At 71.8% G+C, this 19,943-nt stretch carries 20 protein-coding genes, 1 tRNA gene and 1 other RNA gene; 8 read left to right on the top strand and 14 right to left on the bottom strand.

The window, feature by feature from the left end; all coding sequences use genetic code 11:
• Positions 1 to 129: 129 nt before the first annotated feature.
• A complete protein-coding gene (gene upp, locus SRB17_RS18450; protein ID WP_069783726.1) occupies positions 130 to 765 on the top strand; it encodes a uracil phosphoribosyltransferase in 636 nt (211 codons plus the stop codon).
• Positions 766 to 867: 102 nt separating this feature from the next.
• Here the strand turns inward: upp and SRB17_RS18445 are convergent, their stop codons facing one another.
• The 7 genes from SRB17_RS18445 to SRB17_RS18420 all read right to left on the bottom strand — a co-directional run bounded on the left by SRB17_RS18445 (position 868) and on the right by SRB17_RS18420 (position 5,555).
• Positions 868 to 1,500, bottom strand: coding sequence for a LytR C-terminal domain-containing protein (locus tag SRB17_RS18445; protein ID WP_228396131.1), 633 nt, complete (start codon positions 1,498 to 1,500; stop codon positions 868 to 870).
• 105 nt (positions 1,501 to 1,605) lie between these two features.
• A complete protein-coding gene (locus SRB17_RS18440; RefSeq protein WP_004943146.1) occupies positions 1,606 to 1,902 on the bottom strand; it encodes a type II toxin-antitoxin system VapB family antitoxin in 297 nt (98 codons plus the stop codon).
• Positions 1,903 to 2,074: 172 nt separating this feature from the next.
• Entirely contained in the window at positions 2,075 to 2,209 is a 135-nt protein-coding gene (locus SRB17_RS47600) for a hypothetical protein (RefSeq protein WP_267133438.1), read from the bottom strand.
• 75 nt (positions 2,210 to 2,284) lie between these two features.
• On the bottom strand, positions 2,285 to 2,605 hold the full coding sequence (locus tag SRB17_RS18435) for a hypothetical protein (RefSeq protein WP_323375866.1): 321 nt from the start codon (positions 2,603 to 2,605) through the stop codon (positions 2,285 to 2,287).
• Between the two features lie 96 nt (positions 2,606 to 2,701).
• Positions 2,702 to 3,370, bottom strand: a complete 669-nt coding sequence (locus SRB17_RS18430; protein WP_153540114.1) for an HdeD family acid-resistance protein — start codon at positions 3,368 to 3,370, stop codon at positions 2,702 to 2,704.
• 93 nt (positions 3,371 to 3,463) lie between these two features.
• On the bottom strand, positions 3,464 to 4,066 hold the full coding sequence (locus tag SRB17_RS18425; protein WP_153540112.1) for an HhH-GPD-type base excision DNA repair protein: 603 nt from the start codon (positions 4,064 to 4,066) through the stop codon (positions 3,464 to 3,466).
• A gap of 25 nt (positions 4,067 to 4,091) precedes the next feature.
• Positions 4,092 to 5,555: an FG-GAP-like repeat-containing protein gene (locus SRB17_RS18420; protein ID WP_153540110.1), complete on the bottom strand. Its 1,464-nt coding sequence runs from the start codon at positions 5,553 to 5,555 to the stop codon at positions 4,092 to 4,094.
• Positions 5,556 to 5,854: 299 nt separating this feature from the next.
• On the opposite strand from SRB17_RS18420, the gene SRB17_RS18415 reads away from it, so the two are divergent.
• Entirely contained in the window at positions 5,855 to 7,633 is a 1,779-nt protein-coding gene (locus SRB17_RS18415) for a copper resistance protein CopC (RefSeq protein ID WP_323376037.1), read from the top strand.
• Positions 7,634 to 8,387: 754 nt separating this feature from the next.
• Here the strand turns inward: SRB17_RS18415 and SRB17_RS18405 are convergent.
• Positions 8,388 to 8,786 carry a hypothetical protein gene (locus tag SRB17_RS18405; RefSeq protein ID WP_228396130.1) on the bottom strand — a complete coding sequence of 133 codons (399 nt, stop codon included), beginning with the start codon at positions 8,784 to 8,786 and terminating at the stop codon, positions 8,388 to 8,390.
• Positions 8,787 to 8,909: 123 nt separating this feature from the next.
• Between SRB17_RS18405 and SRB17_RS18400 the strand changes: the two genes are divergently transcribed.
• Entirely contained in the window at positions 8,910 to 9,896 is a 987-nt protein-coding gene (locus tag SRB17_RS18400) for an SMP-30/gluconolactonase/LRE family protein (protein ID WP_153540108.1), read from the top strand.
• A gap of 372 nt (positions 9,897 to 10,268) precedes the next feature.
• Here the strand turns inward: SRB17_RS18400 and SRB17_RS18395 are convergent, their stop codons facing one another.
• Complete coding sequence (locus SRB17_RS18395; RefSeq protein ID WP_153540106.1) at positions 10,269 to 11,141, bottom strand: helix-turn-helix transcriptional regulator; 873 nt, start codon at positions 11,139 to 11,141, stop codon at positions 10,269 to 10,271.
• A gap of 186 nt (positions 11,142 to 11,327) precedes the next feature.
• On the opposite strand from SRB17_RS18395, the gene SRB17_RS18390 reads away from it, so the two are divergent.
• Positions 11,328 to 12,095: an SDR family oxidoreductase gene (locus SRB17_RS18390; RefSeq protein ID WP_323375864.1), complete on the top strand. Its 768-nt coding sequence runs from the start codon at positions 11,328 to 11,330 to the stop codon at positions 12,093 to 12,095.
• A gap of 260 nt (positions 12,096 to 12,355) precedes the next feature.
• On the opposite strand, the gene SRB17_RS18385 is transcribed toward SRB17_RS18390, so the two are convergent.
• The 3 genes from SRB17_RS18385 to SRB17_RS18375 form a co-directional block, all read right to left on the bottom strand.
• Positions 12,356 to 13,015 carry an MOSC domain-containing protein gene (locus SRB17_RS18385; RefSeq protein ID WP_153540104.1) on the bottom strand — a complete coding sequence of 220 codons (660 nt, stop codon included), beginning with the start codon at positions 13,013 to 13,015 and terminating at the stop codon, positions 12,356 to 12,358.
• A gap of 357 nt (positions 13,016 to 13,372) precedes the next feature.
• A complete protein-coding gene (locus SRB17_RS18380; RefSeq protein WP_153540102.1) occupies positions 13,373 to 13,693 on the bottom strand; it encodes an NIPSNAP family protein in 321 nt (106 codons plus the stop codon).
• 30 nt (positions 13,694 to 13,723) lie between these two features.
• Positions 13,724 to 14,689: an NADP-dependent oxidoreductase gene (locus SRB17_RS18375; protein WP_153541074.1), complete on the bottom strand. Its 966-nt coding sequence runs from the start codon at positions 14,687 to 14,689 to the stop codon at positions 13,724 to 13,726.
• A 128-nt stretch (positions 14,690 to 14,817) separates the two neighbouring features.
• Between SRB17_RS18375 and SRB17_RS18370 the strand changes: the two genes are divergently transcribed.
• Positions 14,818 to 15,798 (top strand): GlxA family transcriptional regulator, encoded by a 981-nt coding sequence (locus SRB17_RS18370; protein WP_153540100.1) that lies wholly within the window; start codon positions 14,818 to 14,820, stop codon positions 15,796 to 15,798.
• Positions 15,799 to 16,013: 215 nt separating this feature from the next.
• Here SRB17_RS18370 and SRB17_RS18365 read toward each other — a convergent pair whose 3' ends face one another.
• Positions 16,014 to 16,382, bottom strand: coding sequence for a DoxX family protein (locus SRB17_RS18365; protein ID WP_153540098.1), 369 nt, complete (start codon positions 16,380 to 16,382; stop codon positions 16,014 to 16,016).
• A 77-nt stretch (positions 16,383 to 16,459) separates the two neighbouring features.
• On the opposite strand from SRB17_RS18365, the gene SRB17_RS18360 reads away from it, so the two are divergent.
• Positions 16,460 to 16,870 carry a winged helix-turn-helix transcriptional regulator gene (locus tag SRB17_RS18360; RefSeq protein ID WP_153540096.1) on the top strand — a complete coding sequence of 137 codons (411 nt, stop codon included), beginning with the start codon at positions 16,460 to 16,462 and terminating at the stop codon, positions 16,868 to 16,870.
• 197 nt (positions 16,871 to 17,067) lie between these two features.
• On the opposite strand, the gene SRB17_RS18355 is transcribed toward SRB17_RS18360, so the two are convergent.
• Positions 17,068 to 17,155, bottom strand: a tRNA-Ser gene (locus SRB17_RS18355).
• Positions 17,156 to 17,252: 97 nt separating this feature from the next.
• Between SRB17_RS18355 and ffs the strand changes: the two genes are divergently transcribed.
• Both ffs and SRB17_RS18345 read left to right on the top strand, forming a co-directional pair.
• Positions 17,253 to 17,349: signal recognition particle sRNA small type (gene ffs, locus SRB17_RS18350), an RNA gene on the top strand.
• An 80-nt stretch (positions 17,350 to 17,429) separates the two neighbouring features.
• A complete protein-coding gene (locus SRB17_RS18345; protein ID WP_323375863.1) occupies positions 17,430 to 19,835 on the top strand; it encodes a DNA polymerase III subunit gamma and tau in 2,406 nt (801 codons plus the stop codon).
• The last annotated feature ends 108 nt before the right edge of the window (positions 19,836 to 19,943 follow it).

Below are 19,943 nucleotides of genomic sequence, written 5' to 3'. Positions count from 1 at the left end.
GCCGAGGGTTTCAGTCGCGGGCACGCCGGGCGGGTCGAGGGGGCCAGTGGCGGTACGCCGGGGCGGTGGGGGTTCCGGTCGTGGGTACGCCGGGGCGGGCGGGGTTTTGCCGCGGGTACCGTTAGGGGCATGCGTCTCCACGTCGTCGACCACCCCCTGGTCGCCCACAAGCTCACCACGCTGCGCGACCAGCGCACCGACTCCGCGACCTTCCGCCGGCTCGCCGACGAACTGGTCACCCTGCTCGCCTACGAGGCCACGCGGGACGTGCGCACCGAAGCCGTCGACATCCAGACCCCGGTCGCCCGGACGACCGGCGTCAAGCTCGCCCGCCCGCGCCCGCTGGTCGTGCCGATCCTGCGCGCCGGCCTCGGCATGCTGGACGGCATGGTCCGGCTGCTGCCGACCGCCGAGGTGGGCTTCCTGGGCATGATCCGCAACGAGGAGACGCTGCAGGCCTCCACCTACGCCTCCCGCATGCCGGAGGACCTCTCGGGCCGCCAGGTGTACGTCCTGGACCCGATGCTGGCCACGGGCGGCACGCTGGTCGCGGCGATCCAGGAGCTGATCAAGCGCGGTGCGGACGATGTGACGGCGGTTGTTCTGCTCGCGGCTCCCGAGGGGGTCGAGCTCATGGAGCGGGAGCTGGCGGGGACGCCGGTGACCGTCGTGACGGCGGCTGTGGACGACCACCTCAACGAGCACGGGTACATCGTGCCGGGGCTGGGGGACGCGGGGGATCGTCTTTACGGCGCGGCTGAATAGGGGGCCGCTGGTCGTCCGGCGGCCGCGGTCCGTTGTGGTTGATCGCGACGACGCGGCGGAGCCGTATACGGGCAGGGCCCCGCGCCCCTTTCGGGGCGCTTGTCAGCAGCTCTTCTTCGTGGATGCCGTCGGTGCGGGTGCGGTCAGCCTGGTCAGCGCCTGTTCCGCGGCCGCCGGAGTGGCCAGGGTCTTGAAGCCGTCCCCCAGGATGAGGTCGACATCGGTGCCCTTGCGGCCGTCGGCGCGTTGTTCGGCGCCGGCGAGCTGCGCCCCCAGGACGGTCAGCGAGGTGTTCTGGGCGGAGGGCGGTCCGAGCAGTATCCCGGCGTTCTTGACCTTCTTGTCGTACTCCCCGGGCGCGTTGCCCACGTTGCCGATCTTGAAGCCGCGCTTCTTCAGCTCGTCGGCGGTGGACTTGGCGAGCCCGGTGCGCGCGGTGGCGTTGTAGACGTTCACGGTGATCTGGGCCGGCTTCGGCAGGGCCTTCACCTGTGCGGCCGTGTCGACCTTGGGGTGGCAGGCGGTCTTCGAGCCGGCTGTCGTGCTCTTCTTGGCGCCGCCGGTGAAGACGTCGATGAGCTGCAGGGTGCCCCAGCCGATCAGCGCGAGCACGGCGACGGACGCCACCACGGCGGCCACGAGCCGGGCGCGTCGGCGCGGCGGACGCATCCGGGGGTATTTGTCCCCCGTGATCCGGTACTGGCCGCCCATGCCGGGGGGAGTGAGCATGCTCATGGGCGCAGCGTAGTGCGCACGAGCGGCGCTGCCTATCAGATGATCAGTCGATGCCGCTCAGCGGAACCCGAAAGGGTCAAGGACCGGTGGTCGTGTCGCGCCGGGTCAGTCGAGTTCGAGCACGCGCGCGTGCAGCACCTGGCGCTGTTGGAGGGCGGCGCGGACCGCGCGGTGCAGCCCGTCCTCCAGATAGAGGTCGCCCTGCCACTTCACGACGTGCGCGAAGAGGTCGCCGTAGAACGTCGAGTCCTCCGCCAGCAGGGTCTCCAGGTCGAGCTGCTGCTTGGTGGTCACGAGCTGATCGAGGCGGACCGGGCGCGGCGCGACGTCCGCCCACTGCCGGGTGCTTTCCCGGCCGTGGTCGGGGTACGGCCGGCCGTTTCCGATGCGCTTGAAGATCACACGGAAAGCCTACCGGTCAAGACCTTCCGGGCGCAGCCATGGCGGCGTAGTGCACCACTTGAAAAGATGCCGCAAACGGGTCATATGCGCTGCTACCGGCAGCCGGGGTCCGGGAACGAGGGGCGTTCGGCACGGCCCGGCGGAGGCGTGGCCCGCCTCCGCCGGTACCGGGTCAGCGGTCCCGTTCCTCGGGCGGCCGCTGCGGTTCGTCCTTGCCCTTGTGCTTCTGCTCCGGCTCGGGTGCCGTGACCCGCCGGGCTTCCGCGCGCAGCAGGGCGCGCAGGACGGCGTAGGGATCCATGGGCATGGCTGTGCTGCTCCTTGCGTCTGCTCCTTGCGTCTGACTGACCGGTGACCGGCCTTTCGCGGGAACGCGGGTCTGTCAGCAGCGCAGGACCACCGTGCGGAGCAGGGGCGGGGCGTACGGCACCCGCGGTGTGGCGGGGCAGGCTCGTACCGCCGGCCGGATGGACGCCGGGGCGGGGAGGGGTGCGGGGCGCTCGGGTACGCCGGCGCGGTGGACGGCGGGGGCGGGCGGCCGTACGAGCGTGTCGAGGACGTCGTGCTCGAAGGTCCCGGCGGACGCGCCCAGCGCGGGGGCGGCCTGGGCCTGCACATGGGCGCCGGGCACCCACAGGGCGAGGAGCAGCGCGAGCGCCCGCAGCCAGGTACGGCTCCGGGGGACGCTCGCGGTCCTGCTCACGTCAGATGTGTCCCCGGGCGCGCGGGGTGTGCAGCGCGCCGGGCCCGAGATCCGCCCGCTCGGCGTAGGTGCGCCTCCGCCGGTTGACGCCGGTGTTCACAGCGTCCGCGGGATCGCCTTCGCCCGGCCGCGGATGCTCAACGCGGTGACGATCTCCACGATCCCCACGACCAGCAGCCAGACGCCGGCGACGAGCGTCAGCACGGCGACCGAGTGGAACGGCGAGTCGATGAGCACGATCCCGGCGATGAAGGTGAGCACCCCCAGACAGATCTGCCAGGCCCGGCCGGGCGTCCGGGAGTCCTGTACGGCGGCGATGGTCTGGGTGATCCCGCGGATCAGCCAGCCGATGCCGATCCACAGCGCGAGCAGCAGGATCGACTGCATGGGCCCACGGAAGCAGAACAGCCCGAGCAGGATCGACAGGGCGCCGCTGATGAACGCCAGCACGCGCAAAGAGGTCGTCTTGTGCGTGCCGAACGCGGCGACCAGCTGGAAGATGCCGCTGATCAGGAGGTAGAGCCCGAACAGGATGCCGGCGGCGAGCAGGGAGGGGCCGGGCCAGACGAGCACCAGGACACCGAGGATCAGCGAGGCGATGCCGGTGACCAGGACCACCTGCCAGGCGGCCCGGGACAGGGCGTGCAGGGGACCCTCGAACGGCGGCTCGGGCTCTCGGCGTTCGCCCGGCGGCGCGGCCGCGTGCACGTTCCGGTCGTCGTACTCACGGCCCCACTCCGGACCGGTGTTCGGTGCCTCGGTCATGGTCCATGCTGTGAACGGCGGGGACGGGGCGGCCACCAGGAAGAGGCCGGTCGGGTGAAGCGCCCGAAAGGGGCGCGGCCCCACCCTCCCCGCCTATCGGCCCGACTTGCCGGAGGCCTTCGCCGCCGCCTTCATCTCCTGCTTGTGCGCCCGGACCTTGGCCAGCGACTCCGGCCCGGTGATGTCGGCGACGGACCGGAAGGACTCGCGCTCGCCGTAGGCCCCCGCGGCCTCCCGCCAGCCCTCGGGCGTGACGCCGAGCTGCTTGCCGAGCAGGGCGAGGAAGATCTGGGCCTTCTGCTTGCCGAACCCGGGCAGGCCCTCCAGCCGTTTCAGCAGCTCGGCACCGGTCGGCACGTCCCGCCAGACCGCCTCGGCGTCCCCGTCGTAGTGCTCGACGAGGTACTGGCACAGCTGCTGGATGCGCTTGGCCATCGAGCCCGGGTAGCGGTGCACGGCCGGCTTCTCGGCGAGCAGCGCGGCGAAGGCCTCCGGGTCCGTCGCGGCGATGTCGTGCGCGTCGAGATCCCCGGCCGGTCCGGCGCCGAGCCGGTCGGCGATGGTCCGGGGTCCCTTGAACGCCCACTCCATCGGGACCTGCTGGTCGAGCAGCATGCCGGTGAGTGCGGCGAGCGGGGACCGCCCGAGCAGCGCGTCGGCGTCGGGGTCCTGGGCGAGGTGCAGGGTGACGTCCATGACCCCGATCATGCCCCGGCGGGGGTCAGAGCTCCACGTGAGCGCTGGTCGTGGCCGCGCCGAAGTAGCCCTTCACGTTGTACACGCCGATGCCGGCGCTCTTGCCGCACACGTTGAACGAGCCCTTGGCCACCGGACCGGAAGCCGAACCCCGGGCGACCCAGACACAGCCGTCGCTGTTCTCCGTGGGCGCGCCGACGACCGTCTCCGCCTTTCCGTCCCGGTTCAGGTCGGCCAGGTGCACCGCGGCCCCGAACTGGTCGCCGGTCTCGACCGCGCCCGGCACGTCGGCGGTGTCCTGGGTGTAGCCGACGGCCTTGGTGGCCGTCAGGCCGGAGGCGGAGCCGCGCAGCAGCACGGCGGTGCCGGCGAGCTTGTGCGTGCCGACCGCCTCCCAGGGGGAGCCGACGAGGACGTCCGCGTATCCGTCGCCGTCCACGTCGGCCACGCTGAGGGACTGGCCGAACGCGTCGCCGTTCTCCGCGGTCCCGGGGACGCCGGGCGTGTCCTGGTGGAACACCTGGGGATGCTGGTCGGCGGTGATGCCGCGCGGGCCGCCGTAGAGGACCTGGATCTCGCCGCCGCGGTGGGCGGCGCCGGTCTCGTTCGCGAGGTAGTCGTCCTCCGCGATGCCGGTGATCAGGTCGCCGTAGCCGTCACCGTTGACATCGCCGATCTGCCCGGCATGGCCGTCGGCGTAGGGGAGCTTGATACCGAAGCCGCCGTCGCCGTCGTCGTACCGGACCGGTCCGCGCAGGTCGCCGTCCGTCGGCCCGGGGAGCCAGAACCGTTCCGCCTTGCCGTCACCGTCGACGTCTCCCATGACCACACCGCGAGTGTCGCCCATGTCCCGGCGCCTCTCGACACCGGCCGCCTGCCCCGTGCGGCTGAACGGGCCGGCGTACGCCGTCGCTTCGCAGTCGGAGCCGACGGACAGTTCGGGCGCGCCGTCACCGTCCATGTCGCCGGTGGCCAGGGACATCCCGAAGCGGCAGTACGTCCGGCCGTCCCCGTACCCCTTGGGCGGCGCGACGGTCGCGCCGCCGCTCAGCCCCTTCGGACCGCCCCACACGACGGTCACGGAACCCCGTGAGAGCTTGTCGGCCACACCTTCGTTCGGGGCGCCCACGATCAGGTCGGCGTAGCCGTCCCGGTCGAGGTCGGCGCTCGCCACCGCCGTGCCGAAACGGTCGTACTCCTCCGGGTCCCCGGGGATGCCGGCGGTGGCCTGGGTGATCACTGTGCGGTGCGTGGCGCTCACCGTGGCGGAGGAGCCGTACAGCACCACCACGGCGCCGGCCCCCTCCACGGAGCCGTTGGCCGCGTACGGCGCTCCGACGACCAGGTCCCGGTAGCCGTCGCCGTTGAAGTCGTCCTGTACGGCTGCCGTGTTGGCCCCCTTGTAGGGCGCGGCGGCGGACGCGACCGGGGTGAGCGGAACGGCGACGACCGCGGTGACCACGGCTGCCACCGTGAGGACTCTGCGCAACGGGGCTCCTCGACTCGAGGCGGTGCCACGGACGCCGGATTGCGCCCGGGCGAACGCCGGTTGCTCACAGGACACACGAGTCGCGCGAATGGTTGTGCGTCACCCGCTCCTCCGGCCGTTCCCGGGTGGAGCACGCCCAACTGGCTGTTCTGGAAGGGGAGGTGGCCGTCGGCGGGTGACGACTCCCCCGGGTCCGAGTGAAGTCGAACATTTCGGGGAGGGCCGGCCCGGTGAGCACTCCGGCCGGTCGCCGCGTACTCATAGGGAGGGCATGCGGCGAGCGAGGAGACGAGGTGCTGGTGCTGCAGCGGGACCGACACCGGCGACGGGCGCGACGGCTGACCCTGCTCTGTGCGGGCCTCCTGCTCCTCCTGCTCGGCACGGCGGCCCCCGCTTCCGCCCACGCGGCCCTGCGCACGACCGACCCCGCCGACGGAACCCTCCTGCGCACGGCCCCCCGGCACGTCACCCTGACCTTCACCGAGTCGGTCGGCCTGCTCACCGACTCCTTCCGCGTCTACGACCCCACCAACCACCCGCTGCGCACGGGGCCCGCCGAGCACGCCCCCGGCCGCTCGGACACGGCCCGCGTCTCCCTGCCCGCCAAGCTCGCCGACGGCACCTACACGGTCGCCTGGCGGGTGGTGTCCGCGGACAGCCACCCGGTGTCCGGCGCGCTCACCTTCTCGGTCGGCACCCGCACGGCGACGACCGCGAGCCCGGCCCCCGACGACACGGAGAACCCCGCCACGGCGGCCCTGTACTCCATCGCCCGCTACCTCGCCTACCTCTCCCTGGCCCTGCTCCTCGGCACGGCGGCCTTCGTGGCGTACTGCCGTCCGCCGACGGCGGCACCGCTGCGCGCCCCGGTCCTGGGCGCCGCCTGGACCCTGCTGGCCACGACGGCGGCGCTGTACCTCCTGCGGACCCCCTACGAGGAGGGCACATCGCCCGCGTTCTCCCTCGGCTCCCTGACCCGCACGGCCACGACCCGCCCCGGCGCCCTCCTGCTCGCCCGCCTGACGCTGCTGCTCCTGTCCGGCGCCGCGGTGGCGCTCCTGCGGGCCCGCCGCAGAAGGCTCCCGCGCCGTACGACGCTCATCGTGGCCGGGGTCGTCTCCCTGCCCCTCGCCCTGACCTGGACGGCGGCCGAACACGCCTCGGTGGGCATCCAGGTCCCCGTGGCCATCGCCTCCGCCACGCTCCACCTGCTGGCCATGGCGGCCTGGCTCGGCGGTCTCGCGGCCCTGCTGCGCACCCTGCGGCGCACCTCCCTCGCCACCCTGGCCCGTTTCTCCCGCCTGGCCTTCGCCTCGGTGACGGTGCTGGTCCTGACCGGCGTCTACCAGTCCTGGCGGGGCCTCGGCTCCTGGCAGGCGCTCACGGACACGACGTACGGCCGCACCCTGCTGGCCAAACTGGCGGCGGTCACCGCGCTGCTGCTGGCGGCGGCCTGCTCCCGCGCCTGGACCAGCCGCCTGGCCCGAGAGCCCCGAGCCGCCGTCGCCCGCACCCCCGACCCGGCCACGGTCCCCCCACGCCCCCTGCCCCCGGTCCCCCCGGAACCTCCCACGCCGCCCCCACCCCCGCCCTTCCACATCCTGCGCCGCTCGGTGCTGGCGGAGGTGGCCGCCGGCGTGCTGGTGCTGGCCCTGACGACCCTGCTGACCAGCACGGTGCCCGGCCGTGCGGCCGAGGAGGCCGCGGCGGGGGGAACCCCGGCGGCCGGCATCCCGACCGTCTCCGTCACCACGATCCCCTTCGACGTCGGCATCCCCGGCGGCCACGGCAAGGTACAGATCACCCTGGACCCGGGCCGCGTCGGCCGCACCTCCGTCCAGGCGGTGGTCTACGGCCCCGACGGCGGCCTGTCCACGGTCCCCGAACTCCGCGTCACCCTCACCCTGCCCGCCCGGCACCTGGGCCCCCTCGACACCCGCATCACCGACCACGGCGGCTACTGGTCCAGCGACTCCTTCGACCTCCCCCTCCCGGGCACCTGGACGATGAAGGCGACGGTCCGGGTCTCGGACCTGGACCAGGCGACGGTGTCGGCGGCGGTGCGGGTGACGCGGTGATGTGTGAGCCGGACCGCCTAGGCGGCACCGGTGGAACCGGAGATGGGCACCAGCAGGGCGACGCCGGAAACGAGACCGGAACCGAGACCGGCGTGGGTCGGGTCACACCTGCCTGAACACGATCCTGTCCGGCACCAGCTTCTCCAGGTCGTCCACGTCCGAGGTGAAGACACGGTGACCTGTCCCTGCTGCCGTGCACCTGATGCTGATCTCGGTTGCCCGCTGGAACCGAGACCAAGGCCATGCAGAAGACCCCGGCCGCTGAAGCGGTCCGGGGTCTTCGTTCGCCGGTTGAGGCGGCTGCGGAGGATACGAGATTCGAACTCGTGAGGGGTTGCCCCCAACACGCTTTCCAACTGTTCGTCCTCCTGTCCAGCCAGGTCCATCAGCATTCTGACCTGCGGCGGAACGCCTGATCACGCCCTTCGCGGACCCCTCTGAACGGGGCTGAACGCAACCCGAACTGCAACCCTTGATGGTGGACTCGAGGCCCCGTGTCCAGGGGGCTCAGCGTCCCCAGGTCGGCTTCACCTTGGATGGCTGAGTTGAGCGAAGCGGACGAGATGCAGTGGTGGCGCCGGGCGTCGCCATGCGCGGCGAGGCATGGGCTTGCGCGTTCCCTCAACCTGTGGGCCCTCATCCGGTCGTCGTGCTCGCTGTCAACCGCATCGCTGAACCGCTGTCCTCGGTCGTCGTCGCGCTCATCACCGGTACGGCCGGCCCCTTCGTCACCCATATCCCGGTCGGTCCGGACTCAGAAGCGATCTGCAAACCGTGACCGGCGCTTGGGAGTTGGACGTGTGTTCGCCCTTGGTTCCTGGTTCGGGTGATCCCGCCTTGGCCACGGCATGAAGACAGGGTCCAGCGCCGCGGTGAATTCCTCGGGGAGCGCGCCGGTCGCGAGCGGGTGCTCGCCGGGCTCCTGCGTGTCGAGGACGATGCTGTCGGCGCTCTCCAGCACCGACTCGTCGTGGTCGACGACGAGTCGGTAGTCCTCGTGCGTGCGCACCGGCTGGCCGCCGAGGGCGCAGGTGACAACGGAGTACAGAGGGGTCCCGTCCGGCTCACGGGCCTCGTTGAACACCCGGGCCGGGATGCCGAGGTCCAGCGGGAGGACTCCGTCGAGGGCGAGAACAGCGACGCGATGCGACATGGCCGGAATGGCGCGATAGGTGGCCCCCCGGCCACTCACCGGCCCCGCCCGGCACACGCCACTCTTTGTGCAGCGGGGACGCGGTCCCCGACGCGCAAAGAGCAAGAGTAAGGAACCCAAGCCATGAGCGAGAGCCTCAACCTCGCCGCGGCCGTAGCTGCCGCAGCGGCCGTCTTCGTGTCGACCCCCTACGCGTCGGCCGCCGCGGGGCAGGAACACCCCAAGCCGGTCGTCACTGCCGTCAAGACCGTCGCCTCGTTCGACTGGTCCGCCGGGGAGGTGCCGGAGAACATCACAGTCAACCCGGACAGCACGCTCACCGTCTCCATGCTGGGCAGCTACGCCGGCGAGCGGCCGGAGCTGGTCCGCCTGAGCGCCAACGGGCAGCACAAGACCGTGTTGGTGACCGGCGTCCTCGGTGACGGCTTCACCGGGAGCACCCGCGGCAGCGACGGGACCATCTACTACAACGTGTGGTCCAAGGACGCCTCGCGCGCAGGAGTGTGGAAGCTGCCCCCGGGCGGCCACCCCAGCCGCGTCGCGGCCCTGCCCGCGGACGGCCTGCCGAACGGGCTCGCGATCGACCCTGCCGGACAGACGCTCTACGTCACCGACAGCTACAAGGGCACGATCTGGGCCGTCCCGGTCGCAGGGGGCCAAGCCAGGACGTGGCTGACCGACCAGGCTCTCGCGCCGGTCCCGACGGCTTCGGTGCCGATAGGCGTCAACGGGCTGCGCTACCACAACGGGGCGGTGTGGGTCACGAACTTCAACAAGGGCACCTTGCTGCGGGTTCCCGTGACTGCTGCCGGGGAGCCGGGCCGCATCCATCAGGTGGCCGATGGTGAGGTGGGCATTGACGACTTCAACTTCCTGTCCTCCCGCTCCGACATCGTGTTCGCCGCGGTGAACACCCAGGACAAGGTGGACGTGGTCTACCCGAACGGCACGAAGGTCACCGTGCTCACTGCGGCCGACGGGCTGGCCAGCCCCACCGCCACCGCCGTGCGCGGCACCGAGCTCTACGTCACCGACGCATCGCTTGCCGCCCCGCACCACGCGCAGCTGCAGGGTGGCCGGATCAACCTCGCGGGGCTGGAGGGCAGCTGACCGTGCAGCGCCGGAGCCACGGCCTCACACTTCGCCGCTCCCCGGCTTCGCCGGGGGGCGGCGTCGGCGTGCCGTCCGCACGCCGACCGAGCGCGGCAGTTGTCGCAGTGATCGGCGATCGAGGGAGGAGTCGGCGACCGCGTCGGCCACCAGGAACGGGTGTGGTCAACGGTGTGACTCCCGATCATGGAAGTAGCACCTGATGAACGACGTGATCGTCTCGTCCGAGGCGGTTGAGAAAGAAACGCTTCTTGATCGACGTCGGCATCTTGTTGGGGGCGTACCTCGGCATCCGAACATCCCTTCATCGGGGCGTTCGTAACCACCGATAGAACTCAAGCGGTCTACCCGGTCCTCTTCATCGACTGTCCGTCAGGGTGTCTTCGGGCGCGGTTCGTCCGCCGGTCTGTCGTGTGCCGCGTCGGCTGACCCGGTGAGCGTGAGTGCGGCGAGGAGCCGCAGTTTCTCGTCGCTGTCGCTGTCCTTGTCGGGGTAGTAGACGACGAGGAGGACGTCGTCGACGGGGAGTTTGTCGCGGTGGAGGCGTAGTTCACCGACGATGGGGTGGTGGACCGTGGTCGTGCCTCCGTCGAGACCGCGGACGTCGTGGCGGGCCCACAGGGTGCGGAAGCGCTGGCTGGACAGGGCGAGTTCTCCGACGAGCTCGACGAACCGGGGGTTGTCGGTGTCGTCCCCGATGGTGGTGCGCAGGGCGGCGACGAAATCGGCGGTGGCTTTCGCCCAGTCCTGGTGGAAGGCCCGTTCCTCGGGATCGAGGAGGAGAGAACGCAGCCGGTTCTGGCCGGGCCGCAGGCGGGGGGAGAGCGCGACGGCCATGGGGTTGGAGGCCAGGACGTCGAACGCGCGTCCTTCGACGAACGCGGGGATCTGCAGGTGGGCGAGCAGCTCGTGCACCCGGGCCGGTACGTGCTCGGGCCGCCTGCGGCGCGGGGCCCTGGGGCGCGCCGCCGTGAGGCCGAGCAGATAGGTCCGTTCGATGTCGTCGAGCTGCAGGACACGCGCGAGTGACTCGAGGACCTGCGGTGAGGGGTTCTTGTCACGGCCCCGCTCCAGGCGCAGGTAGTAGTCGGGACTGATCCCGGCGAGCAGGGCGACTTCCTCACGGCGCAGGCCGGGCACGCGGCGGTTGCCGCCGGGCGGGAGTCCCGCCTGCGCCGGGGAGACCAGCTCACGCCGTGCACGGAGGTAGCTGCCGAGCCGGTTGCCGGATTCCTCATCCTTCATACCGACACCGTAATGCGGTGCGCGTGTCTCACGGGGGCCCTGTCAGGACCAGGGAAGACGGGGGCCCTGCCGCACTCGGCGGATGCCGTCAAGACTGCAGGAGCACTGTTTCGAATGAGGCAGAGAGCATCACTGTCTGTGCCGGGCTTGAACGCCGTCGGCGCCCTGGACTGAAGGGAAGATCTCGTGGATCTCTCCAACCGCACCGTTCTCATCGTCGGCGGAACCTCGGGTATCGGGCGGGAGCTGGCCCGGCGGTTCGTCGCGGCGGGCAGCACCGTGGCCGTGGGCGGCCGCAGCCCGCAGGCACTCTCGGAACTCGCCGAGGAAGGCTTCGGCACGATCAGCATCGACGTCACCGACAGCGCCTCCGTCGCATCCGCGCGTGACGCGGCGCTCGCCCGGTATCCCGATCTGGACACCGTGGTGACCATGTCGGGCGTCATGCTCCTGGAGGACTTGCGCGACCCCGCGCACTTCGAGGCGGCGGAAACGACGATCGACACCAACCTGCTCGGCACCATCCGCGTCATCGACGCCTTCACCCCGCACCTGGTCCAGCGGGGCGCCGGCACCTTCATCACCGTCACCTCGGGCATCGCCTTCCTGCCCTTCCCGCCCATGCCCACATACGCCGCGTCCAAGGCCGCGGTGCACGCCTACTCCGAGGCACTGCGCGCTCAGCTCGACGGCACCGGTGTCGACGTCGTCGAGCTCGTCCCCCCGGCAGTCGCCACGGCAGGACAGGAAAAGGTCAACCCGCACGCGCTGCCGCTCGACGACTTCGCCACCGAGGTCATGGACCTGCTGGGGACCGAGCCCACTCCGCGCGAGATCCTCGTCGATCGCGTGCGGGTGCACCGGTGGGCCGAGCGCGACGGAGCCTACGACGAACTGGTGGCTCAGCGCTCGCAGGCCCTGGCGATGCTCCCGAGCCGGCAGGGACAGCGATGAACAGCGGGATCGCACCGGTCACCGGGGCCACATCGGGCTCCGCCCCGCTAGGCCGGAGGCCCGGCACCACACACGTGGTGCCGGGCCTCCGGCGTTCCCGCCGTGGGTGCCGAGGTCCCCGCCGTGCGGCTGCCGTGGCGCCCCGCCGCGGCCGCGCGGGCGAAGGGGGTCCGGCCGCGGCGGCCGGTGCGGGGGGAGCGGCGAGTGGTCGGGCGAGGACGGGTGCGGGTGAGCGGCCGGCGGGCCGGTGACGGAGCTGATCAGGCCCGGGTCGGCAGGCCCAGCCGCTTGCGGGCCGCCGCGCTCTGCGCCGGGGACAGCGCGTCGGCCTCCAGCAGGCGCGGCACCAGCTCGCGTTCACCGGTCAGTGCGCGCAGCACCATCGCCGACGTCACCCCGTGGTCCGGCCGCGACAGCAGCGTCACAGGGGCGCCGGCCGCGATGTGCCCGGGCACGACCACCCGGAAGTACACCCCGGGCATGGCGCGCCGGCTGAACCGCTTGATCCAGGACTCCTGTTCCAGCCAGCCGGCGAAGGTGCGGCAGGGGATCCGGGTGGCCGACGCCTCCAGCACCACCACATCGCCCACCCGCCAGCGCTCGCCGATGACGGTGCCGGAGACGTCCAGCCCGCGTGTGGTGAGGTTCTCGCCGAACACACCGGCGGGGAGTTCCCGTCCGATCTCCTGCTCCCACAGGTCCAGCTCCTCGCGGGCGTACGCGTAGACGGCCTGGTGGTCGCCGCCGTGGAAGCGTGCGTCGCAGACGGAGTCACCCGCCATCCCGCTGACCCCTTGGGGGCCGGGTGCCGACACGGCGACCGGGTGGGAGACGGGCCGCTTGTCGATGCCGGTGCGCCCGGCGCTCGAGTGCACGGTGACCCGGCTGCTGCCGATGTTGACGGATTCCACGATGCCCATGGCAGCCGACCTTAGCGTTTCCGTTTCTGTTCGAGTCAGCTGACCTGGGGTGATCCCTGTTCCCGAGGTCGTGGGGCTGTCGTCGGCTGCCGGACATGCCGAGGGCCCGGCGCGGTGGCCGGGCTCTTGGGCCCTCGGGTTGTGGGCGGCCGAATGCCTTCAGCCGCACGCCCTGGCGGGTGACAGCGGTGGCCGCCGCGAAGCCGTCCCGGTCAGCGGCGGGGTGTACCGCCGCTGACCGGGACGGCGGCATGGGCGACCGGCGGGCGGCACCGACGCCTGCGACGTGCCGGTGCTCATGACCGGTTCCTTCGCCGCGGTGCTGTGCGGCGGTGGAGGAAGCGGCCGTGAGCCCGGTCATCGCAGGGGTGAGGCCGGGGTGGGGACCACGCGGGTGACGACGGTCTTCTCGGGGATCAGCAGGCCGTGGACGGCCGGACCGATCTCGTTCTTCCAGCGGTCGTGCTCGTACACGGCCGCGTACAGGGCCTCACTTTGGGCCTCGTCCTCGAACCGGCGGATCCACACGTAGCCGTCCTCGTCCTGGGCGTCGACGAAGGAGGCGGTCACATCCATGCCCAGCGAGGCCTGGAACGGAATGACCACGTCCTCCATGTAGCGCACCCACTCCTCGCGGCGCCCGGGCTGCGCCTGGTAGCGGCGGATCTCGTAGTACATGCTGTTGCTCCGAACTGCTTGCGGGCAGGGTCAGTCGGTGACGGTGAGGACGACCTTGCCGCGGGTGCGGCCGGCCTCGACGCGGGCGTGGGCCGCGCCGGCCTGCTCGAGCGGGAAGGTTTCCTCCACCTCGACGGCGACCTCGCCCTCGTCGATCAGGTCTGCGATCGTGGTCAGCGCCTCGCCGTCCGGCTCGACCAGGTAGGCGGTGAAGCGGGCGCCGGCCGCCTCGGCGGCCTTGGCCAGTTCCGGGGAGACGCCGGACGGGACGGCGACCAGCAGGCCGCCCGGGCGCAGGACCTTGAGCGAGCGGGTGCTGGTGTTGTCGTGGGCGTCGCCCACCAGGTCGATGACGACGTCGATGTCCTTGGTGGCGTCCTCGAAGCGGGTGGTGGTGTAGTCGATGGTCTCGTCCGCGCCGAGTTCCTTGAGCCAGGGGTGACGGGCGGCGCTGGCGGTGGCGATCACGTGGGCACCCAGGTGCCGGGCGAACTGGACCGCGAAGTGGCCCACCCCGCCGGCGGCAGCCGTGATCAGGACCCGCTGGCCGGCCTGCACGTGGGCGGTGTCGACCACGGTCTGCCAGGCGGTCAGCGCCGCCAGCGGTACGGCGGCCGCGTGCACGTGGTCAAGGGCGGCCGGCTTGCGGGCCCACTGGCGGGCCGGTGCGGTCACGTACTCGGCGTAGCCGCCGGCGGCGCGCGGGAACCACGGCATGCCGTACACCTCGTCGCCGGCCTTCAGCGTGGTCACACCGAAGCCGACCTCCTCGACGACACCGGAGACGTCCCAGCCGAGGATCAGCGGGAACGTCTGCAGCCCCGCCATTCCCTGGCCCTCGCGGGTCTTCCAGTCCACCGGGTTGACGCCGGCCGCGTGCACCCGCACCAGCACCTCGGTCGGCAGCGGCACCGGGCGCGCAACCTCCTCGATGGTCAGCACCTCCGGCCCTCCGAACTCCCGGGTGGTGACTGCCCGCATGGTGTTCTCGCTCATGTTGTCCTCGCTCATGTACGTATCGCTCTTGCTCGGGCCGGGACTGCGGTCCCGGTGAAGACAAGACTCGCGTGTGCTCGCAAGGGCGGGTGAGTGGCCGGGAGGCCATCTGTCGTACCATTCCAGCCATGCCGCATCGTGTTGCCGTTCTCGCCCTCGACGGGGTCCTGCCGCTGGATCTGGGCATCCCGGCCCGGGTGTTCAACGAGGCCCGCGAGCCGGACGGGACCCCCTTGTACTCCGTCAGCACCTGCTCCCTCGGCGGCCGTCCGGTACGTACGCACGAGGACTACCAACTCGTCGTCGACCACGACGAGTCGGCGCTGCAGACCGCGGACACCGTCGTTCTCGCCACTCAGGAGCCCACCGAGCACCTGCTCGCGACCGGCAGACTCCCCGAGGGACTCACCGCGGCGCTGAACCGGATAGGGCCGCAAACCCGCATCGTCAGCCTGTGCACCTCGGCCTTCCTGCTTGCGGCGGCCGGTCTGCTGGACGGCCGGCGGGCCACCACGCACTGGGCGCTGTGTGACGCGCTGGCGCGGTTGTTCCCCGACGTCGAGGTCGATCCGGACGTGCTGTTCGTCGACAACGGACGCATCCTGACGTCCGCCGGCGGAGCGGCCGGCATCGACCTGTGCCTGCACCTGGTTCGTCTGGACCACGGTGCGGCGGTGGCCTCGGCCGCCGCACGGCGCTGCGTGGTGGCGCCGTGGCGCGAGGGCGGGCAGGCACAGTTCATCGAGCACCCGGTCCCGCAGGACACCGACCGCTCCACCTCGGCGACCCGCCAGTGGGCGCTGGACCGGCTGGCCGAGCCGATCACCCTGGAGGACATGGCCCGGCACGCACACATGAGCGTGCGCACCTTCACCCGGCGCTTCCGCAGCGAGGTGGGCAGCAGCCCGCTGAAGTGGCTGGCACAACGCCGGCTGGCACACGCGCGCCTGCTCCTTGAGTCCACCGACCTGACCGTCGCACGGATCGCCACCGCCTGCGGCTTCGGCGACCCCGTCGCCCTGCGCAAGCACTTCCACACGTATCTGGGCCTGTCACCACTGGCCTACCGTCGCGCCCACAACGCACCGGAGCCGATCTCGGCACGGTGACCACCCGGCCGGGTCATGGTCGGGGCAACGCCCCAACCGGTCGCCGTTACTGGTAACGAGAGCGGCCCCTGACCTGGAAACCCAGGTCAGGGGCCGTTGACGCTGCTCTCAGCGCGGAGGCGGTGGGACTTCCGCAGCACACGCGTGCGACGGCTCGGTCCACATGCGGCGGCGACCGCCGATCCGTGCCGCCCGGTCCACGTCGTCACAGCGGATCAGAGGGTTGCGGCGCCCAGCACGATCAGGGCAACGGAGGCCACGGTGAGGACTGCCGCCGGAGGCGCGCCCTTGTGGTCGCCGACGCGCAGGTGGGAGACGACCGCCCCGGCGAAATAAAGCGTCAGGCCGATCGCGGCGGCGATTCCGATGGGCCCCCACCAGAGCCCGGCGATCGCACCGGCCGCGCCCGCGATCTGGGCGCCGATCAGGAAAGCCATCATGCTCTGCGGCACTCCGAGGGCGGACATCTGCTCGGTGATGTGCCGTGTCCGCAGAGACTTGGCCCCAGCCGATACCAGGAGGACCGCCGACATGAACACGGTGAGGACGGCGAGGGAGACGAACACGGATGAAACCTCAATCATGCGAGATGCGAGTAAGGGGCGTGCGCACCTCGACGACGTTAGTCGGCCGTCAGGTACCTCCAGGTAACCTTCGGGGCATGAGCCTGCGACCCGGAATTGCCTTCCTCGCCGACTGCCCCGCTCTCCTGGCCATGGAGATCATTGCCAGCAAGTGGTCCATGGTCACGCTCTTCGCGCTGACCGACGGCCCGTTGCGTCACGGCGAGCTGGTCGAGCTGAGCGGTGGCATCTCGCGCAAGGTACTGACCCAGACGCTGCGCCGGCTCCAAGCCAACGGACTCGTCGAGCGGCAGGCGTACGCCGAGGCGCCGCCGCGCGTGGAGTACAGCCTGACCGATCTCGGGCGAACCCTGGAGGAGCCCATCAGGATGCTCACCGCATGGGCGCGGGAGAACGGCGAGGCGGTCGTCACCTTCCGGGAGGCAGTCGAGGCGGCCAGGACCGCCGAGGCGGACCAGGCGACTCTGGTGAAGACCACCCCCTGGTGATCGGAATCTGCACCGTTCTGATCAATAGGTCAGCGCAAGTCGAAGGGCAGGCCGCCACCGTCACTACACCCTGTCGCCGGACACCACCCGCTGCGTACCGCCGTGTATGCCGCGCGACTCGTCTCAAGGGCACGGCGACAACGACGAAGGGCCCCCTGTTTCCAGGGGGCCCTTCGACATCGTGCCCGGTGAGGCACTGGCGGAGGATACGAGATTCGAACTCGTGAGGGGTTGCCCCCAACACGCTTTCCAAGCGTGCGCCCTAGGCCTCTAGGCGAATCCTCCGCCGGAAACATTACATGACCGAGGGGAGTGCTCGCGAACTCGTTCCCGCAGGCCCCCGTCGGTTGCGGCCCGCGGGCCGCGATCGGGTACTGTGGGGCGCAGCCCCTCACGCGGCGCTATCTGACTGAACTCCCCCAGGGCCGGAAGGCAGCAAGGGTAGGTCGGCTCTGGCGGGTGCGTGGGGGGCCCTTGCGTTCCTGGGGCGGCATCCGTGGTCGGGGGCCGGGTTCCGCGGCGGGGCCGGTTGTCAGTGGGCGCCTATAACCTCGTATGCGTGTCGTCTCTCGCGCTGTACCGCCGCTATCGCCCGGAGACCTTTGCCGAGGTCATCGGGCAGGAGCATGTCACCGACCCGCTGCAGCAGGCGCTGCGGAACAACCGGGTCAATCACGCGTACCTGTTCAGCGGTCCGCGCGGCTGCGGCAAGACGACCAGCGCGCGGATCCTCGCCCGCTGCCTGAACTGTGAGCAAGGTCCCACTCCGACGCCGTGCGGCGAGTGCCAGTCGTGCCGGGACCTGGCGCGCAACGGCCCGGGCTCGATCGACGTCATCGAGATCGACGCGGCCTCGCACGGTGGTGTGGACGACGCCCGTGAGCTGCGCGAGAAGGCGTTCTTCGGCCCTGCGAGCAGCCGATACAAGATCTACATCATCGACGAGGCCCACATGGTCACGTCGGCGGGCTTCAACGCGCTGCTGAAGGTCGTCGAGGAGCCGCCGGAGCACCTCAAGTTCATCTTCGCGACCACCGAGCCCGAGAAGGTCATCGGCACGATCCGGTCGCGGACCCATCACTACCCCTTCCGGCTGGTGCCGCCCGGCACCCTGCGGGACTACCTCGCCGAGGTGTGCCAGAAGGAGAACATCCCGGTCGAGGAGGGCGTGCTGCCCCTCGTCGTGCGCGCCGGTGCGGGCTCCGTGCGTGACTCCATGTCCGTCATGGACCAGCTCCTCGCCGGTGCGGGCCCGGACGGTGTGACGTACGCCATGGCCACCTCTCTCCTCGGCTACACCGACGGCTCGCTCCTCGACTCCGTCGTCGAGGCCTTCGCCACCGGTGACGGGGCCGCCGCCTTCGAGGTCGTCGACCGTGTCATCGAGGGCGGAAACGACCCGCGCCGCTTCGTCGCCGACCTGCTGGAGCGGCTCCGGGACCTGGTGATCCTCGCCGCCGTGCCGGACGCCGCGGAGAAGGGGCTCTTCGACGCCCCGGCCGACGTCCTGGAACGCATGCAGGCCCAGGCCTCCACCTTCGGTGCGGCCGAGCTGAGCCGCGCCGCCGACCTCGTCAACGCGGGCCTGACGGAGATGCGCGGCGCCACCTCGCCCCGCCTCCAGCTGGAGCTGATCTGCGCCCGTGTGCTGCTCCCCGCCGCCTACGGCGACGAGCGGTCGATGATGGCCCGCCTGGACCGTCTCGAGCGCGGCGTCCACTTCTCGGCCGGATCCGGTGCGCCCACCCTGGGCTACGTCCCCGGACCGGAGGCCCACGGCGCCGGCGCCCCCATGCCCTCCACGCCACCCGTACCGCCCGGCACCGGCCCGGCAGCGGCCCGCGCGGCAGTGCGAGCGCCTGGTGGGCCTGGTGTGGGTGGGTCTGGTGTTGGTGGTTCGGGTGTTGCTGGGCCTGGTGCCGGTGGTCCCGTCGCGGGTGGTCCGGGTGCGGGTGGTCCGGGTGCGGGTGGTCCGGATGCTGGTGATCCCGGTGTCGGCGGCCCCGGTGCCGGCGGTCCGGCTCCGGCCGCCCCCGCACACACGGCTCCCACGGCCCCCGCGGCTCCCGCAGTCCCCCACGCGCCGACTCCCGCAGCGGCTGCCCCTGCCGCCCCGGCCCCGGCGCCGCCTTCCACGTCCCCCGGCGCTCAGCCGGCGGCCGGTGCCCCCGCCCCGGCCGCCGCTCCCGGCGCCTGGCCCACCGCCGCTGCCGCGGGAAGCGGTCGACGCCCCGGTGGCTGGCCCACGCCGGCGGCACCGGCGGGCGGCGCATCCCAGGGCCAGGCCCCCGCCCGTGGCCCGGCCCAGCAGCAGCCCCCGGCGTCCCCCGCGGCTCCGGCAGTGCCGGCGGCTACCCCCGCCGGCGGCCTCGACCCCCGCATGCTCTGGCCGAACATCCTGGAGGCCGTCAAGAACCGTCGTCGCTTCACCTGGATCCTGCTCAGCCAGAACGCGCAGGTGGCCGGCTTCGACGGCACCACCCTCCAGCTCGGCTTCGTCAACGCCGGTGCCCGTGACAACTTCGTCAGCAGTGGCAGCGAGGACGTGCTGCGGGCGGCGCTGGCCGAGCAGTTCAACGTGCAGTGGAAGATCGAGGCGGCCGTCGACCCGTCCGGTGGCGGCTCGGCACCCCCGCCCGCCGGGGGCTCGGGCTTCGGCGGGGGCGGCGGTTACGGCGCTCCTGCCGGTGCCGGTGGCTACGGCGCTCCGGCCGCACCCCGCCCCGCGGCTCCCCAGTCGGTCCCACAGGCGCCCGCGCCTCCGCAATCGGGTACCAGTAGCGGATCTGCCGCGCCCACCCCTGCCCGCCAGCCCGCCGCCGCGCCCGAGCCGCCTCCGGTGGCCCCCGAGGACGACATCCCCGAGGACGACGACCCCGACCTGGACGAGTCGGCCCTCTCCGGCCACGAACTGATCGTGCGGGAGCTGGGGGCGACGGTGGTCGAGGAGTTCTCCAACGAGTAGCCGCCCCGGACGGGGTGGCGCCGCGGGTGGCCGACCGGGACGGCGCGGTGCTGCGGGTGGCCTGCTGGGGTGGGGTGGTGTCGCTACTGGCTTGTCGGGCCAGGAGGT

Source organism: Streptomyces sp. RB17 (assembly GCF_009604455.1).
Lineage (GTDB): Bacteria > Actinomycetota > Actinomycetes > Streptomycetales > Streptomycetaceae > Streptomyces.
Note: the sequence above shows the minus strand (reverse complement) of the source record. Positions and strands in the feature narration are given on the sequence as shown.

What these genes read in the sequence shown, in the direction of transcription:
- SRB17_RS18405 (WP_228396130.1), bottom strand. Translation starts at nt 8,786, where the DNA reads ATGTCGCATCGCGTCGCTGTTCTCGCCCTCGACGGAGTCCTCCCGCTG.
- SRB17_RS18395 (WP_153540106.1), bottom strand. Translation starts at nt 11,141, where the DNA reads ATGAAGGATGAGGAATCCGGCAACCGGCTCGGCAGCTACCTCCGTGCA.
- SRB17_RS18360 (WP_153540096.1), top strand. Translation starts at nt 16,460, where the DNA reads ATGAGCCTGCGACCCGGAATTGCCTTCCTCGCCGACTGCCCCGCTCTC.
- SRB17_RS18445 (WP_228396131.1), bottom strand. Translation starts at nt 1,500, where the DNA reads ATGAGCATGCTCACTCCCCCCGGCATGGGCGGCCAGTACCGGATCACG.
- SRB17_RS18400 (WP_153540108.1), top strand. Translation starts at nt 8,910, where the DNA reads ATGAGCGAGAGCCTCAACCTCGCCGCGGCCGTAGCTGCCGCAGCGGCC.
- upp (WP_069783726.1), top strand. Translation starts at nt 130, where the DNA reads ATGCGTCTCCACGTCGTCGACCACCCCCTGGTCGCCCACAAGCTCACC.
- SRB17_RS18380 (WP_153540102.1), bottom strand. Translation starts at nt 13,693, where the DNA reads ATGTACTACGAGATCCGCCGCTACCAGGCGCAGCCCGGGCGCCGCGAG.
- SRB17_RS18365 (WP_153540098.1), bottom strand. Translation starts at nt 16,382, where the DNA reads ATGATTGAGGTTTCATCCGTGTTCGTCTCCCTCGCCGTCCTCACCGTG.
- SRB17_RS18370 (WP_153540100.1), top strand. Translation starts at nt 14,818, where the DNA reads ATGCCGCATCGTGTTGCCGTTCTCGCCCTCGACGGGGTCCTGCCGCTG.
- SRB17_RS18375 (WP_153541074.1), bottom strand. Translation starts at nt 14,689, where the DNA reads ATGAGCGAGAACACCATGCGGGCAGTCACCACCCGGGAGTTCGGAGGG.
- SRB17_RS47600 (WP_267133438.1), bottom strand. Translation starts at nt 2,209, where the DNA reads ATGCCCATGGATCCCTACGCCGTCCTGCGCGCCCTGCTGCGCGCGGAA.
- SRB17_RS18430 (WP_153540114.1), bottom strand. Translation starts at nt 3,370, where the DNA reads ATGACCGAGGCACCGAACACCGGTCCGGAGTGGGGCCGTGAGTACGAC.
- SRB17_RS18425 (WP_153540112.1), bottom strand. Translation starts at nt 4,066, where the DNA reads ATGGACGTCACCCTGCACCTCGCCCAGGACCCCGACGCCGACGCGCTG.
- SRB17_RS18385 (WP_153540104.1), bottom strand. Translation starts at nt 13,015, where the DNA reads ATGGGCATCGTGGAATCCGTCAACATCGGCAGCAGCCGGGTCACCGTG.